The 16539-nt window shown below is 47.7% G+C and carries 17 protein-coding genes; 4 read left to right on the top strand and 13 right to left on the bottom strand.

Translation table 11 applies throughout. The features are described 5' to 3' along the window. Positions 1 to 10: 10 nt before the first annotated feature. From NQ492_RS01545 to NQ492_RS01505, 9 genes are all read right to left on the bottom strand, one after another. The gene (locus NQ492_RS01545) at positions 11 to 2008 is read right to left on the bottom strand and encodes a TonB-dependent receptor plug domain-containing protein (RefSeq protein ID WP_015546653.1); all 1998 of its coding nucleotides are present in this window, start codon (positions 2006 to 2008) and stop codon (positions 11 to 13) included. Further along, positions 2005 to 2874: a DUF4249 domain-containing protein gene (locus NQ492_RS01540; RefSeq protein WP_015546652.1), complete on the bottom strand. Its 870-nt coding sequence runs from the start codon at positions 2872 to 2874 to the stop codon at positions 2005 to 2007. Before NQ492_RS01540 ends, NQ492_RS01545 begins: the two co-directional genes overlap by 4 nt. Positions 2875 to 2877: 3 nt before the next feature. Next, entirely contained in the window at positions 2878 to 3336 is a 459-nt protein-coding gene (locus tag NQ492_RS01535; RefSeq protein WP_014776080.1) for a hypothetical protein, read from the bottom strand. 70 nt (positions 3337 to 3406) lie between these two features. Further along, on the bottom strand, positions 3407 to 4438 hold the full coding sequence (locus tag NQ492_RS01530) for a hypothetical protein (RefSeq protein WP_231839883.1): 1032 nt from the start codon (positions 4436 to 4438) through the stop codon (positions 3407 to 3409). Positions 4439 to 4468: 30 nt separating this feature from the next. Beyond that, on the bottom strand, positions 4469 to 4852 hold the full coding sequence (locus NQ492_RS01525; RefSeq protein WP_015546650.1) for a DUF3244 domain-containing protein: 384 nt from the start codon (positions 4850 to 4852) through the stop codon (positions 4469 to 4471). A gap of 253 nt (positions 4853 to 5105) precedes the next feature. Then, positions 5106 to 6767, bottom strand: a complete 1662-nt coding sequence (locus tag NQ492_RS01520) for a tetratricopeptide repeat protein (RefSeq protein ID WP_231839882.1) — start codon at positions 6765 to 6767, stop codon at positions 5106 to 5108. Positions 6768 to 6848: 81 nt separating this feature from the next. Then, positions 6849 to 7337, bottom strand: a complete 489-nt coding sequence (locus NQ492_RS01515; RefSeq protein WP_015546649.1) for a hypothetical protein — start codon at positions 7335 to 7337, stop codon at positions 6849 to 6851. A gap of 12 nt (positions 7338 to 7349) precedes the next feature. After that, the gene (locus tag NQ492_RS01510) at positions 7350 to 8279 is read right to left on the bottom strand and encodes a hypothetical protein (protein ID WP_015546648.1); all 930 of its coding nucleotides are present in this window, start codon (positions 8277 to 8279) and stop codon (positions 7350 to 7352) included. Between the two features lie 251 nt (positions 8280 to 8530). Continuing rightward, entirely contained in the window at positions 8531 to 9109 is a 579-nt protein-coding gene (locus NQ492_RS01505; protein WP_015546647.1) for a hypothetical protein, read from the bottom strand. A gap of 1158 nt (positions 9110 to 10267) precedes the next feature. Here NQ492_RS01505 and NQ492_RS01500 point away from each other — a divergent pair. The 4 genes from NQ492_RS01500 (at position 10268) to NQ492_RS01485 (ending at position 13557) form a co-directional block, all read left to right on the top strand. Further along, complete coding sequence (locus NQ492_RS01500) at positions 10268 to 11182, top strand: HEPN domain-containing protein (protein WP_014776089.1); 915 nt, start codon at positions 10268 to 10270, stop codon at positions 11180 to 11182. Between the two features lie 43 nt (positions 11183 to 11225). Beyond that, positions 11226 to 11999: a PD-(D/E)XK nuclease domain-containing protein gene (locus NQ492_RS01495; RefSeq protein ID WP_015546646.1), complete on the top strand. Its 774-nt coding sequence runs from the start codon at positions 11226 to 11228 to the stop codon at positions 11997 to 11999. 18 nt (positions 12000 to 12017) lie between these two features. Next, complete coding sequence (locus NQ492_RS01490; protein ID WP_009598564.1) at positions 12018 to 12872, top strand: BRO-N domain-containing protein; 855 nt, start codon at positions 12018 to 12020, stop codon at positions 12870 to 12872. Positions 12873 to 13083: 211 nt separating this feature from the next. Next, on the top strand, positions 13084 to 13557 hold the full coding sequence (locus NQ492_RS01485) for a hypothetical protein (protein ID WP_014776091.1): 474 nt from the start codon (positions 13084 to 13086) through the stop codon (positions 13555 to 13557). Here the strand turns inward: NQ492_RS01485 and NQ492_RS01480 are convergent. The 4 genes from NQ492_RS01480 to NQ492_RS01465 all read right to left on the bottom strand — a co-directional run bounded on the left by NQ492_RS01480 (position 13550) and on the right by NQ492_RS01465 (position 16441). Then, entirely contained in the window at positions 13550 to 14344 is a 795-nt protein-coding gene (locus NQ492_RS01480; protein ID WP_009598561.1) for a class I SAM-dependent methyltransferase, read from the bottom strand. The genes NQ492_RS01485 and NQ492_RS01480 overlap by 8 nt on opposite strands. A gap of 60 nt (positions 14345 to 14404) precedes the next feature. Continuing rightward, complete coding sequence (locus tag NQ492_RS01475) at positions 14405 to 15265, bottom strand: S8 family serine peptidase (protein ID WP_231839881.1); 861 nt, start codon at positions 15263 to 15265, stop codon at positions 14405 to 14407. Between the two features lie 17 nt (positions 15266 to 15282). Next, positions 15283 to 15738, bottom strand: a complete 456-nt coding sequence (locus NQ492_RS01470; RefSeq protein WP_237959070.1) for a tail fiber domain-containing protein — start codon at positions 15736 to 15738, stop codon at positions 15283 to 15285. A gap of 319 nt (positions 15739 to 16057) precedes the next feature. Continuing rightward, positions 16058 to 16441: a hypothetical protein gene (locus tag NQ492_RS01465; RefSeq protein ID WP_227042945.1), complete on the bottom strand. Its 384-nt coding sequence runs from the start codon at positions 16439 to 16441 to the stop codon at positions 16058 to 16060. Between the last annotated feature and the right edge of the window lie 98 nt (positions 16442 to 16539).

Raw genomic sequence — 16539 nt, 5'->3', positions numbered from 1 at the left:
GTGGACACGATCATTTTCCGAACGTGCGGGTATATGAAACCGACGGCATGATAGGTATCAGCACCGTTGCCTTATAGCTGCCCCGGTAAGGGTAAATGCTCACGGGGTTTTTGTGCCATGTGGCGTTGATGATCGAGAACTGCCAGTTGCGCACGCCGTTGCGCTTGCGGCGCTCCATGTTGTAGCTGACATCGGCGCGGAAATAGTTGCGCATCCGCATCGTGGGATAGGCCGTAATGCCGATGATCGGATTACCGTCCGTATCCGGATAGCTTTCGTTCGTCAGGCGATACGGAAGCCCGGAACGCCATGCAACATTGAGTGAAAAGGTATGTTTTCGGCCCGGCCGCTTCACCACGTCGTAGCTGACGAACGCATTGAAATCGTGCGGTACGTCATACTCAAACGGGTAGGTTACGCCGTCCGAGCGGCGGCGGGAATCGGTATAGGTATAGGAAGCCGTCAGGCTCAGGCGTTCGGTCTGGTACTGGAGCATTGCTTCAATGCCGAACGCTCGTCCCGTACCGTAGATGAATCCACCGTTATTCAGCAGAAAATCGTCGCTGTCGTAGATCAGCGGCAGGTTGCGCATTCGTTTATAATAGCCCTCTACCGAAAGGGTCAGGTTTTCGTGCAGCTTCGCACGACCTCCGAGCGATACCTGCCATGCGTGTTGTAACCTGCCGTCCCGAAACGGAGTCCAGAAGTCAATCGGCATCGAGTAGTAATAGCGGTTGAATTGAACAAGCGCCTGAGAATTTATCGTCCCCGAAAGCCAGACCGAATTGTCGCGGCCAAAATCATAGGATAGCTGCGCACGCGGCTCTACTGCATATCTTGTCTGCTCCGAATTGTCATAGGCCGCGCCCCGCACGCCCACGTCGGCCCGCCAGCCGCCCCATTGAAAGCGGTTGTTCAGGAACAGCGCCCCCGAAACAAGCAGCTCGGAAGAATAGCCGCGGTCCTTGTGCTGTCCGTTGATGATGCTTTTTGTGTGCATCGGTTCGAACCGCTGGTGCGAAAACGTAGCCCCGTATTCCAGCGACCAGACACGCGAAAGCCGTTGGTCGAACGTCATGCGTGCTCCGAACTCGTGGGTTTTGAAAGTCGTTTTGCCCCAATTACTGAAACCGTCGTCTTTAAATTCTGTTTCCTGACGGTTTTGCAGGTAGGTATAGTAGGCCACCACCGAGGAGCGCAGATTATCATTCCAACGCGATTCCAGCCGCAGGGATGCCGTAGTATTGCCCCAGCCGAACCCGTTTTCTGCGTGATCTTCCTTGTTCTTCATGTGGTCGTCGCCCGAATAGACGCCCAGCGAAAGCGTATGATTCCGGTGAATGTCATAAGTCAGTTTCCCCGTTATATCGTTGAAACCGTATCGTATATCGTTATCGGCGATTGCAAGCACCGCTTCGGGAAAGAAGTAGCGGGCCGAAATGAGGTAGGAACCCTTATCGCGTTTGATAGGCCCGTCGAGGGTCCCGGCCAACGACAAGGTTCCCACCGTGAGCGACTGGCGGTGATTCAGTCGGTCGCCCTCGCGTGTGCGAATCTGCGTCAAGGCCGAAAGCCGGGACCCGTAGGCGGGTGATATGAAGCCTTTCGACACCTCGGCCGATTGGACCGTTTCGCCGCTGAATATCGAGAGGATGCCGTAGGCATGCGCCTGATTGTAAATCGGTACGTCGTCGTAAAGAATTAATGTTTGGTCGTTGCTGCCGCCGCGTACCAGCAGCCCCGACATGCCGTCCTTTCCGGCCGATACGCCCGGAAGCAGTTGCAGGAATTTGAATATGTCTTTTTCGCCCGCGAACAGCGGAGCGTATTTAAGCTGCTCGATGTCCACGGCGATATTACCCGTCTGCTTGTAGACCATCAACGGCCTGCGGGCGGTGACGACTACCGAATCTATCGCTTCGGTGCGTGAAATGCTGTCGGCGGGAGTTTGCGCCGTAAGTAAGGCGGGAATGCAAAGCGCCAGACAGCCTGCGAGCAGTTTCCTCATAATTCGGGCGTCGTGTAATAGTTATATCCGGCGAAGATGCCGATACCGTTGTCGATGTTCGAGTAGACCGTGATCTGCTCGATAAAGGGATTTTCCTGCGCACTTTCCCCCGTATTCAGCTCATGTTTATATCGGGAGCGCATATAGCGGTCGTAGGTATCGGACGCCGCAATAATCTGAAATGTGTGCCTGTTTTCAACGGCTCCGAAAACCGAGAAGCGGAGCGGGAATGCTGCGCTGAGATTTTCGCGGGCGACACGCAGAAAATATTCGAAATCTATGGTGCTTCCTTTTTCGTCGGATTCGTAGGCGTCGTTCGCGCCGTTCACCTGATCGACAAATACAGAAGTCGTATAGAACGCATATATATCTTTTTCTCCGTTATTGTCCCGTTCCGTACCCCGGAGCCAGATAGCTTTGGCATCCACGCCTGCAGTAAGGTCCGTCATGTCGAAATGCCGATACCATCCCTTTTGGTGCGCGAACGATATGCGGGCTGCGGGCGCTTCGGGAATCGTCGTCCGGGCAGATAACTCTCCATAACCGGGGACCGATACAACAAGACGGTATGAGCGCCCGGCAACAGCCCGGAACGTTGTTTGGGTCGTGCCCTCCGGATCGGCCGGACAGCGCACAACCTCGGTATTATCTTCGTACAGGCGGATTTCGGCTTCCCCAACGGGAGTAAACCCGCTTTGGGCCGAGTAGCTGCGGCTCCAATGCAGGCGTACCGCAAAGGGTTCCTGCGGCGAGATCAACGCATTGACAACCACGCGGGGCTTAAAATCCTTTTCGCCGAACGAATAATCGACCTCGCAGGCCCAGCAGATAAAAACTACAAAGAATACCGAAATGCAGCGCAGCATGGTTTATTTAACCTTAATTATCAACTTATCTCCCTTACGGCTTTCCGGACTGCATTCGTCATAATAGCCGTAATCAAGACGTAGCACGATTTTTTTACCGGACGTGCCGCCGCTGATATTTACTCGTAAAGGAAGTTGCAGGACATCCTTATTCCTGAAATTGAAAACCTGCTCGCTGAGAATGAAATCACCGCCGGGTTTTGCCGTGGATAGATTCTCCTCGACAATGACCTTTACCGTCTGTTTGGGATGAGCTTTGGCTGCAAAAGCATTGCGTGTAACCAATAAATCCACCTGCGCACCGGGTCCGACAGTTATTTTCGTAACAGGTTCAACCCAGCCCTCCTGCGATGGATCGTTATGCAGGAAATAAAACATGTCCTCGAAGCTCCAAACATGTTTTTCATCGTTGCAAGAAATGAATCCGATGGCAAACGCAAGCAAGAAAAGAATCTTTTTCATAATAAATTTTAGAGTGTGGAATAATCAAGGAAACAGAGAATTATGTCCCTGTTTCCTTGATATGGAATAGTTAGATACATTCGGGAACCGGCAGGTAAATTCCTTGGCAGCAATTAATATCTGTAACAACTCCGCAATTACCCATCTCACGGCTTCGTGCCCTATGTACAATGCAGTTGAATCCGCTCGGCATAGGTACTTCCGTAGGGGTCATGTTGAATTGACCGTTTCCGAAACCGATGGTCGCATACAGGTTCTTTGTGGATTCCGTTTTCGAATAGTTATTTCTGTATGTTTCGAAAGAAATACGTTTCCCGGCGATGGTTAAATCCCAATGCAGATTCTCAATATAAAAGCGGTCATTGTATGTATTCCATCCTATCAGGGTCTTCTTCTTTTGTCCCGAAACATGCACCTGAATAGCAAAGGAGGTGTTATAGTATTTCTGTCCATTTACCTCTTGCACAGCAGAGTGACGCAATACGTTGGTGCGAGAGAAAACTTTGTACTTTTTTGTTTCACGACGGCGATCCGTATATTTCTGCGAAATCTCTCCTCTGGTCTGGGTTTCATCGAATACAGGCGCAACATAACCTATTTCTTCAACTTCAACAGCCCTTGTTTTTGCATCGGTCCTCTCGATAGTTACGGATTCCGCGTTCACGGTATGTTTGACATCACCGACATAAAAAACTCCATTAATGTCTGCAATGCTGGCATAACCGACAGAAGTGATAACAGGCATCAGGCGGTCATTATCCATTTTAAGATAACCTGCGCAGGTTTCAAAAACCGCTTGGTACTCCTCCGGAGTTTCACAGGCGATAATATCATCCAACATACCATCCGTGAACGAACGCCACGAGGTGAAATTATGCGCTTTCTCGAAAGCGTGCAGAGATTCTTCCGAAGTCAGCGATTCCAAAGTGTTCAGGCAAACTTCACCTGATGAAAAATGCAGTGTGCCGTCAATGCAGACAATATCACCCCCGACGCCCATTTCCTGCGGTTCCGGTGCTGTCTGTTCAGGGGGCGTTTCTTTCGTGCAGGCAAAAGCGACAGCCGCAAGACCTGCCAGTAAAACGATAGAAATATGTTTCATAATCATAATTTTAAAGGTAAATCTAAGAAATTATTCGGTAAACTCGATCTGTCCGGTGTAAATCGTACCGTTTTCATATTCGACGGTAATCAGATAAACCCCGCAGTCGAGGTCCGACACGTCGAGTGTCGCAATCTGATCCCCGAAATTCACCATTTCCGTAAGATAGGTTCCATTGCCGGAGATCGTAACGAATGCCCGGTCGCAATTCTCCGGAGAGTAAAGCGTAATGGTGTTGCCATCCGGAGAAAGCACCGCATTAATCGGCGGCATGACGCTGCGCGGACCTTTGACCGTCATTTTCTTTTCCAGATAAACGGACGTGGTTTTCGGTCGTTTCCGATTTGCATACGCTTCAAAGCAAATTCCGGCTCCGATGCAGCACAGCACAAGTAATAAAAGTAATTTTTTCATGTGATAAGATATGTGGGTTAGAAAATAGCAAAGTTAGGCTTTCGGTTTCTTCCGATAGCAAAATCAGCGCCGATAAAATCTATCACACAAAGTCAATAAATTATTGATATACAGAAAAATAAAAACCGCGAGAATTGCAAAAATCTCGCAGTTTTTATAATGTATGCGATAATTGCCTGAAAAACAAAATATTACATGTTATTTTTTTTGGATTTTTCAACGGGGGGGGGTAATTTATTTGATAATCAGAATGTTATTGCATTTTCTGAATAAAAAAGTCTTTTTCGGCCGAATCCGATGCCGCAATTCGGGCTTTCAATCTCGATTTGCGGTTGTAGATATTCGATACCGAATCGCCGATTATAACGCTGATGATTTGCGCCGAGAATCCGGCGTAGATGTAACATAGCAAATCTATATCCGCAGGTTTGAATTTCGGGAACTGCTTCCGCAGTTTCACGATGATATTGTCATTTACCGTGTTTACGATCTCCTCCAATTCTTTTTTGGTCGCGGGATTGGATGCAAGGTTCGTAAAGAAGTTTCTCACTTGTTTGTAAATGACCTCCTGCTGTGCTTTTGTATTGTTCCGTTCATAGAACGCCCGGCCGAGTTGGTCGAGGAACTCGAAGCGGGACAACACCAATTCTTTAAGTTGCACCTCCTGTCCCTCCTTGACGGCAAGATGTTCGAGGATGCGGTTTTTCGATGCCCGGATGCTGTCAACGGCCAACATGTAGCGTTCAACCTGCTGTTGTTTTCGTTTCATGCGTTCCCGATAGTAGTAGATCAGGAAAATTGCGACGGCGCAGATCAGCAGTCCGACAATATATTCAAAGTAAGTTCGTACTTTCAGGCGGTAACTCGCAAAAGCGGTTTGCTCTTTATAATATTTTCCCTCGGCGGCGGTTGCTGACTGAGATACCACCATGCGGGATACGGAATCGCTCAACCAGATATATTCATTGATCGAATTGGCTGCTTCCTCTGAATTTCCGGATGCCAATTCAATTTGAATAGATAGATATGCCAGTTGTGCATCGTCCCGAATATCCTCCGCCAACTCCGAAGCGATATTGAAATAATATCGTGCGCTGTCTATCTTGTGTTGCAGATAATAGACTTTGGCCAATACTCTATATTGATAAATTGACAGACCATCTGGAGCGGTCCGCTCAATTTCCTTTACGGCCTGCAAGGCTTTTGGATAATCGCCCTCATTTACATAAATATCCCCCAAATTGCTTAAACAAGCAATAACCATATCGTTATCTTCCTGCTGTGCGGCTGCTTGCAGAGCTTGCGAATAGTATTTTACGGCATTGTCGTTATCGCCCAAACTGGAATAGGCATTGGCGATATTAAGTATCGCATTATTCATAAACGCAGGATTGCGTAGTTTTTCCCAAGCGTCATAAGCATTCTGATAATATTCCAGCGCTCCGTTAAAATTCATCTGCTCGGAATAGACCTCCCCGATACGGGAGTATACCAAACCCAGATAATAATTCTTATGCGCCGCGAGAGCGTATTTTTCCGCAGTCAGATAATAGCGCATGGCTTCCTGATAATCGTCGCCGTTTTGATAGATTCGCCCATAGTGATAGTTAATCAGAAACTTCACCGAATCCGAGCAAATCCGGTTGTCGTAATACCGGTATGCAATGCGTATCAGCGAATCATCATCGGCATCCACATAATTTTTATCGAGTGCCGCGGAATACAAGAGAGCGTATTTTGCCCGCGTGCTGCGCCGCAGAATCCGGTCGGGGGCAATGTTCTCGATGATGCGCAACGAGCTGTCCGGTTCGATGCGTAACAATCTTGTCGCAGTAGACAATTCTTGCTCGATTTGCCTGTTGCTGCCACAACCGCATAGGAGCAAAACCATTGAAAGAGATAACAGATATTTCATACAATTACCGGAATTGATCTGAAATATAGCAAAAAAACAGAGAACATGCAACCTTATTCGCTATACTGCGGACCGGAATTTTTATTCCGGTTCCGTTTCCTGCGCTTCGATTCGTTCGATGATTGCGTCGTAATTCTCCACGTCGAAAATATCGAACTCGATCAGGGACCGCCCCGCTTCCCTCATTCCGAAAATGTAATTCAGCAGCAGGATATATACCCTTAAATCCCTGCCCGCGATTTCCATTTCGGCGGCGTCGAATGTCGATATATCCCGGTTGAAGCGTTTTTGTAGAACATGGTCGAATACGAACACGGGAAGTTGAGTTTGGGACAACGTATCGTTTTGGCGGGCAAAACTGCGTTTGTATTCCTCCGCCTGCTTCTCGCCCGGCATCGGCATCAGCCACTTTTTAAGCAGGTCGTCCGGAAGCTCGGTAGACAGCACCCGGTAACGATGCTTCCGCAGATAGGCGTAACTCTTTTGAAGCAGTATCAGGAACTCCCCCAGAGGGATTACGCCGCCCGAAGAAAAGGGGCCGAAAAGTCTGTTCAGCAATTTTCGCAGCATGCAGCGTTCTTGTTATTTCAACTCCTGATATTGGAAAATCCGGCGCATAATCTCCCCGTAGCGGGTGAAGTCGAAGATGTTGAAGTCCGGGATTTCGATGTTGTGCGCTCGCGTAAGCCGGATAATGCGCAGGATGTTTTGGAACGTATCGAAGTATTCGCGGCTCTCACTCCAACACTTTTCCGGCAGGGCGAGATTCGTTATCACCGAGTTCGAAAGCGCATAGAAAAACACCCGCAGGGGCAACAGCTTCGGGTCGCAGACACCCGTATCGCGCAGCAGCACGACGGCGGTTTCTTTGGGTGCTCTGAAATACTTCTTCAACTGGTCCGTGTCAGGCGCAAGCCAGTCCTGCAGGTAGATTCTATCAATGCTGTTCGCCATGACAACCAAATCCCGTTCCCGCATATAGCGTAAGCTGGCTTCCTTTGCCACGAACGCCCGGCCGCTCTTGTCCGACAAGTCGCAGACATTTTTCCGCGGATGCTGCTGTTCCAGATAATAGGATATGAATTTGTTTCGGAAATCGTCGCGCAACTGCGTAGAATAATAGAACAGCAAATCGCTCTTATCGACGATATGGCGGTCGCGGAGCCTTTCGGCTTCCAGCGGAGTTTTCCCCTCGATAATTTCCACCTTGTCGGCTTGTTCGATGATGCGGTGTGCTTCCGAAAGCCGGAGATTGTCGCGTTTATAACGCAGATACGTTTTGTACTTGCCCTGCGTTATGGCTATGTGCAGCTTTATTTTCAATCCCTCGCCGCGCAGCCGTAGGGTCGCAGCCGCACAGCCCATTTCAAAATTTCCCTCGATGCCAGTCAAAACCGTTCTGTAACCCAGCGGAACATTGCCGCGGATCAACTGTCCGAAAGCATCGTCAGGCAGCCGACGCGCATGTTTGGGATTATTGCCGACGAATCCGAGTATCAAGCCTTTTCTCATAATCGAACGTGCGGGAAACAGAAAGCACGGGGAAAGTGCTGTTTACTCCAAACAGGTACGCCCATACCCACCAGATAATACAGACCTAAACCCCGTGCCGTAGCACGAAATTAAATCTGCATGACAATCTGGTCTTACAAAGTGGGCGTTTTGTTGGAGATCAGCAGTTTATTCCGTTATGTAGATTCTATTATCCCATGTTTTACAGTTTGTTGTCGTTATTTCATTTTCATAGCCCCAGCCGCGGTGTTTCAGCTTACCGGCATTTGGGCATCTTCCTCCCCGTTTTGCATTGCGACGATCCGGTCCAATGCTTCTGTCATGTGCTCACTCATGGCAGCCATCACCCGCTCGTCGTAATAGGTGGACAAATCCACGTTCGGCAGCACGTCCGACATAGCCATCGCCATCAGTTTGGAACTTAATACCGTCAGGTAGATAAGCGGGATATACGGGGGCCTGCTTATCCCGTCGGTCCGCACCGTGATCCGCTGCTGCGGAGCCGCCAGACGCCCCGGTTTCTGGCCTTTTTTCTCGATGTTCCACAGTACGTTCTCTTCGGCCTGCGTGACATAAAGGTTGAATGACAGATCATCGACATACTCCGCCCGGTCAACCCAAAAATCGACGCCGTAATCTTCGGCCGTGGGGTCGGCGCAGATGCCGCAGTCGGGCATGTCGCACATAATGGCCCGCAGGATGATGTTTTTGTCGGCCAGCTCCGCAGACCGCATTCTGCCCAATGCCGCGATGCAGATACTAACCTGCGTCGTGTAAAAGTGGTCGATGGCCCGCAGGGTTTGTTCTTCTTCGGTGTGCTGCTCTATCATAATCTGTAAAAAACGGGGCGGAACAAATTTTCGACGTATCAAGCCTTTGTATTATGGAAAAGAAAGTCCCGCCCCGTGCTTATTCGTTTTTAAAACAGGGTGCAGGTCGCTGCGGGGTCTAACCATTATGAAAAAATCTAATTCGACGCTGCACCCTGAACCCGGCCGCGTTACCCCATGCGCCGGGGCGGTTCTTTGGAACGGTACGTATTTCGATTGGTTGGTGGGGCGAGGGAAAGGTCCCAAAAATGGAACAGCCGCAATTCCGTGCCACCCGTCCTACTTGTCGGGTTTGTTACGGCTGTTCCGCCGCCAGTCGGATTACTCCCTTTTGCAATCTTGTGCTTATGATGCGCTGACCGACGGTTTAACGTTTCCCGGCCATCGGACCGGGAATATAGGGATATAGGGTTCTTGGCGAAGAAAGGGGCGGCAATGATCCGGCCGCCCGTAAGTGCCGCGCAAACATGCGTGCCATTTCCATACGGAGCAGGACAGCAAGACCAGATTTTAAAGGGCCAACCTTGCAGGCAGGATTTATTAGCTGCGACCGAAAGGCGGGATTTGTTATTTTGCACGGCAAGACCCGGCGTCCGGTTCCATGCCGGAGCCGCCGAAACATACCGATTCCGCCCGGCCCCAAGTTGGGGACGGGTGCAATCCGCAGGGACGGCGATATTACGCATGGACGGCAGGACGCAACGGGTTTCCATAGATTCGTGTGGATTGTTGGAAATGCGCCCCGGATAGGCATAAAAAGGGGGCGCGGTGTCAGCCCCACACCACAGGTCATAGGAAACCCGAAATTGGTAGCTGTCCTGCGCCCTTGCCGTCCTGCTCGCAAAATGCAAGCAGGACATAACAAGGACTGACAACCATTATACCAATTTCAAACCCTCTCGAAAGAGGTTCCTATGTTTGTGGTGTGGTATAAAGAGTTGTTTACCCTTTATAGCTATGTCCGTCGGCTATGCCGAGCTATGATAATTCCTTAAAGTTTGCATGGTAATTGCCTTTTCAGTTTGTTCTCGGACAACCTATGTTGCCCCGGTTCAACGAAACTGCCTTTAAGGAATCGTAAGGCAAATATACAAAGAAAATCGAATCTAACGCAGTCCGGCCGTGTGTTTTTGGAAAAATCTTGCTAAATTTGTGGGTATGAAGCAATCCATTGATTTTCTGCCCGAACGTAAACAGCGGGATTTACATGAACTGGTCGGCCTGATCCGCGATGAAGTAAAGGATGTCGTAATGATTATCTTGTATGGCAGTTATGCCCGCAACACCTATGTTGAACTGGATATACGGCGGGATTACGGCGGCGGTAAAATCCAATATATGAGCGACTATGATATTTTGGTTGTGTCGAAAAAAAGGCTGGGTTCGCGCACGGTTACGGTATCGAGCCGGGTTAAATCCAATTTCTTAAAAAATAAAAATGCTAATACTCAAACCCGTCCGTCGATTATCAACGAAAGCATAACCAAATTCAATAATGCTCTTTCCGAGGGCCGTTATTTCTATGTAGATATTCTGACCGAGGGAATTGTGCTTTACAATTCGGGAGAGTGTCAATTAGCCACGCCACGCGACTTGAATTTTTCTGAAATCTTACAAATGGCGGAAGAATACTATAATGGAAAACTAAATCGGGCTGTAAGCCATTATGAGTATTATCAATTAGATTATTCAAAAGAAAGGTATACTTATAGCACATACAATCTTCATCAGGTCGTTGAACATCTTTTGAAAGCAATTCCGTTGGTATTTATTCTATACGGACATAAAGAACATGAGCTGGATACATTGATAGAAAAATGTAAGGCTTATACATTGGAATTAGTAAAGGTGTTTCCATTAGACACCGAAGAAGAAAAACACCATTTCGAATTGCTCGAACGCTCCTATATCGAAGCACGCTATAACGACAAATTCGTTGTACCAAAGGAGGTTGTAGACGCGCTTGTCCCCAAAGTGGATTTATTGTTTAATATTGTAGAGGATGTTTGCCGTAAACAATTCGACTACTACAAACAGCAAAGCAAGAAACAACTCCCGAAAGAAAGAGGGTAAAAATGTAATTCTCTTTTAGATTCAATTCTATCCAAATTTGAGCATGAAGAAGTGGACAAAACATGAGGCATTAGGCTATTTAGATAAACAAATAGAGGTTATACATACGCTAAAATTAGGTCGGCGCGGTTCTTCGGAACATGTAAGATGGCTGACTAACACATTAGTCTTTTTGGAAGAAGTATTCGGTTCTGATTCCTATTATTATTGTAATATTAAGAACCTTACTTGGCATTTCCAAGGCCAGCGAATAATAAATGGCTGGGACATTGACGGGGCAATGGAAGCATACAATCAGGAAGCTTATGTAGAGCAACTTGAACAAGCTAATGGATTCTTGTTAGCCGCAAAAGATTACCTTGATGCAAATGATATTGATACTGTTTACTGCGCATCAGTCGAAAAACAAGCTACCGGAGATTTGATGAAAGTTCTTTCATTGTCAGAACATAAATTGAGAAAAGTTATTCGCACCAAGCCTGAACGTGAAAAAGAAATACAAGATCAATTTGAAAATCTTTTAATCGGAGCGGATATTGAGTTTGAGAGAGAGGGACCGCACATAGATTATTCGTCAAAAGCGTATATTCCTGATTTCAGTTTTAATAGCATAGATTTAGCAGTAGAGATCAAATTATGTAAGACAGAAGAAAAGACATTTATTCAACAAATTAACGACGATATTTTGGCCTACAAAACAAAGTTTAACAATCTGCTTTTCATAATATATGATTTAGGGGTCATACGTGATGTTGATACATTTAAGCAGTCGTTCGAGGAAACGGAAAATGTTATTGTTCATGTCATAAAGCATTAATCGGTAAGTTACAAACAGATGACCCAAAAACAAGCTATACAACTTTTCGAGGAACGCAAGGTGCGGACCGTCTGGGACGACGAAACCGAGAAATGGTATTTTGCGATTGTCGATGTTGTCGCAATTCTGACCGAAAGTGCAGATGCCGCCGCCTATTGGCGTAAACTCAAACAGCGACTTAAAGCGGAGGGAAATGAAACCGTGACAAATTGTCACGGTTTGAAAATGCTGGCTGCCGACGGAAAGATGCGTCTTACCGACGTGGCGGACACGACACAGCTTTTCCGCCTGATTCAGTCGATCCCCTCGCCGAAGGCCGAACCTTTCAAACAATGGATGGCGCAGGTCGCCAGCGACCGTTTGGACCAGATGCAGGACCCCGAAATGTCCATCGAGCAGGCAATGGCCGATTACAAACGGCTGGGATATTCCGAGAATTGGATAAACCAACGCCTGAAAAGCATGGAGGTCCGCAAGGAACTCACCGACGAATGGCAGCGCCGGGGCGTAGAGGGCCAGCAATTCGCAACTCTGACGGACATTATCACCCAAGCGTGGGCGGACCGCACGACAAAATCCTACAAGCAGTTCAAAGGGTTGAAAAAGGAAAACCTGCGCGACAACATGACCAATATCGAATTGGCGTTGAATACGCTGGCCGAAGCGTCCGTTACGGAGATTTCCAAACAACGCCGTCCCAAAGGATTCCAGCAGAATGTTAAAGTCGCCCGAAGCGGTGGCAGCGTGGCAAAGGCCGCGCGGACACAGCTTGAAAAGCAGTTAGGCCACTCGGTCGTTTCCCCCATCAACGCCGCACAGGTATTGGCCGCCAAAAAAACCGAGCAGATCGAGGGCGAAAAAGACAAAGATTGACCGACGCAGTTGTTTCCAAATTGGAAATAGCTGCAATAATGTCAAACCGGGACCGCAGGGTTCCTGTTTTTTGTTCAAATAGTTTGTTTCTTATCCAAAATTCTTATCTTTGTAAATGAATACCTTATATTTCGGACGATATGCGCAAGGATGCCGTGCCGAAATAAAAATCGGGAACGCTATTTGATCGTCAAACTGAAAAACCAAAGCTATGAAAAAGATCGTTTGTCTTATCGCAATGGCTCTGTTTACCGCGACGGGTTGTACGTCCGTGGAGATGAATCAAACAAAGACTGATACCCCAGATGATAATACACAGGGAAAGGCTACTACTTTGTCCTGCGCCGATTATACGCTGAATCCTCTTTGGAACTGGGCTGAAACGCCCGCTAATCAACTGATCGTGATTCGCAGCCAGGCGGAACTGGCGGATTTTATATTTCCCAACGACAAATTGCCCGAAGATATAGACTTCGAAAAGAACACGCTCCTTTTGGTTGCAGGACAGGCCACAAACGGAATCGAAAGCGTCAAAAAGAACTTTGTAAAGGCGGATGCTCAATATATATATTCCGTAACCTTTCTGCTGAACGACACCACCGAAGCCCCGAAATGGCGTGTAGCGCAGTTGGTTCCGTCTGTTCCGAACGAAGCGAAAATATCGCTCGATCTGGAGGTTAATTAGCCCCCTCCTGCATTGCCAGCAGACAGTAGCAGGTCGTCGTGAAAAAATTTCTCACATAAGGTATTTTCCCGATAACGGGAGATAGTATGCGCGGTTTCAATCCGAATTTCACCTGATAATTCGGGTTTATGAAATATAGCCGCTGATTCACTATGCGTAGTCCCGTTGCCGTTACTAATTTATGGAAACCCTCGATAGTGATGCGCGTATCCCGGATTTCGAAAAAACATTTCACCGTGCTTTCCTTTTCGCCGCATGCCCTGAACACGAAACGGAAAAGAGGTCGGGGCAGCAGGTGGATGTAAGGACAGTTGGCGATAATCCGGTTCTTCGCCATTTGCTGATGTCCCCCGAACGGCATTTGCCATGCGGGGAATCCCAGATACAAAAGGCCGTCAGCTTTCAGAAAGGATTTTAAATGCAACATCAACCGCTCCTTTTCGGGAATATGCTCCAACGCATCGTGTAGGATAATCAGGTCGTAAGGTTGTGTGTCGCTGTAATCGAAAATATCCGAACAGATAAACGTTCCTTTCAACCCCCTTTCGGCGAAAAGTGTCTTTGCGGTTTCGATTGACGGTTTGTGAATATCTATTCCCGTTACCGTGGCCCCCATTGCCGCAAAAATAGAAAGGATGCCGCCAATGCCGCAACCGACCTCCATTACCCGGCACTTACGACCGAATTTCAAAGACGTATGCTGTTCAATATAAGGCAGATAATAATTGCGGCAGGAGGTGGCTGTTTCTTCAAAATAGGCGGAGCGGTCTTGATGGCGTGTCTGCATGGTGAAAATCCTATAAAAACCAAAGGCGGAGAATCCGATTCTCCGCCTTATCGGTAAAAATTACTGTAAAGAAAGTTCTAATGACGAAGTGAGTTCGACGGTAAAAGGTTGAGTGATAATAATACTCTTGGCGTTGGTAAACGTCAGCTTGGCATTGTTCTTAACGGTTACGTTCGTCGCAGATATTTCGCTGCCCGAAACTACCGTATTCGTGGTAACTGTCTTGTCATTGAAATAGACCGTCGTACTTGCATTTTGAGCTTCCATTACGGCAGCATAGGCGTCGATCAGGCCGTAACCAACTTCTGTATGCCATGTGCCGTTCGGTCTGCCGCTAACCGTCGAATAGCTATATCCGCCGACCTTGCGGGCTGTTTTCTCGATGATCGTGGCTACCTCCTTTTGGGTCAGGTTCGGATTTACCGACAGTATCAAAGCCGCTACTCCGGCAACATGCGGGCAAGCCGATGATGTGCCGTTAAAATTTGGCATATAATCGCCCGAAACATACCCGACACTTCCGGTTCGGTCCGTAGTATAAATAAGAACGCCGGGAGCCATTATATCTAACTGCGTTCCGTAATCACTTCCCCACCAGCCTTCGTTATCAATAGTCGTTGAGGATTTACGTTTACCCGAAAGACTTAACGCTCCGACGACGATAATATCGGGCAACGATCTCGCAGGATAGCCCACGGTATTCGAATCATAATTACCTGCAGAAAAAGTTACGACACACCCCAGACCGTTACGTCCATTTGTCATGGCCGACTGTATCGCATCTTCTAACAACTCCGAGAACGTCGATGATCTCCAAGAATTTGAAATAACAGACGCACCGTTTCTCCAAGCCCAATTAAATCCGTCAGCCCTTTTCTGGGGAGCATCCGATGTTCCCATTAATTGATTGCTGATCGACATTAATAATAATCGTTTAATTATTTTCCAGATTTGAGCGCTTCGATTTCTGCTTTCAGGGTTTCGATCTGGCCGTTAAGCTCCTGAATAGACTTCGTAAGCAGCGGAATCAATGCGCTGTAATTTACGACACGGTGGCCCTCGCAATCCACGGCCACGATGTCGGGAAGTACCTGCTCGATCTCCTGGGCAATGAATCCCATTTCTTTGGGATTGGAAACGCCCGTCGAACGTCGGCTGGTCTTGAAATAATGCGCCTTATCGGCCCATTCGAACGACACGGGACGCAGTTGCGTGAGGGTTGCCGTTGCGCTGCCTAACGACTGGATATTTGTTTTCGACGCAGCGTCGGAGTTCGTATAGACGTTGCGGGCGTACAGGTCGATGAAACCGCCGTTCTCCGTATCGTAGAGTACGAGTTTGTCGGAGTTGCTGGAAACGCGCGAATCTGCGGGGCCGAGGTCGAATTTAATCATTCGATTCCCGAATTTCCAGCAATGCGCCCAGCCCTCCCAGTTGGTCATATATCCGTTGTAACGCTCCATAGCGTTATAAACCAAATAGCCGTTCTGATACTTTAATTGCGCATGGCTATTAAATGCGATGAAACACAATACGATTAATGCTAATACTTTTTTTATGGCCTTGAAATTTAAGTTGGTAGTGATTTTTGTGTGAGCAAACAAAGACGTTACTCACAGAGAGTTTTGGTTTAGTGGATTAGCTGTCAGACAAAAAGTTAGTTGCTGCTTCTGTCATCTATTCGTTTCCCCTTTCTTTGTCCTACATTCTATGTCATTCGATAAAAAAATCGCCTGCGAAAACATTTTTGTCTATTGACAGTTCAATCGTGTAAAATCCCGGTTCCAGTTCGGGGATTGGAATGATACTTTTTCCATTGAAAAGGTCGAAACGTTCACATGCAACCGTGCCAAAGTTGCCGGAAATTATCAACTGCCCCGTCTTGCTCTCTGCGCCCGATGCAATGACCTCTACTATACTCATAGAACTATCATAGAATACGAGCGGGATATTTTCCGATAGGCAGACGGGGCCGCCGCCGACTTTTACCTGTTTGACAATAACTGCCGTCTTGCCGCCGCCATAGACCGAATAAATACCTGCGAATAGCATAAACAAACCGACAATTACAGACATTGCGGGAGAGAACTTTTTCATAGGCTTAAATTTGAAAGTGAGTATGAGATATTCGTACATTTCAAAAGTAGAGCGATTGTTTCCGAAAACCAAGAAATCAGAGCCTCTAAAATTTTTCA

This window comes from Alistipes shahii WAL 8301 (assembly GCF_025145845.1).
Classification (GTDB): Bacteria; Bacteroidota; Bacteroidia; order Bacteroidales; family Rikenellaceae; genus Alistipes; species Alistipes shahii.
The sequence above is the reverse complement of the archived record's forward strand: the minus strand, read 5'-3'. Positions and strand labels throughout refer to the sequence as shown.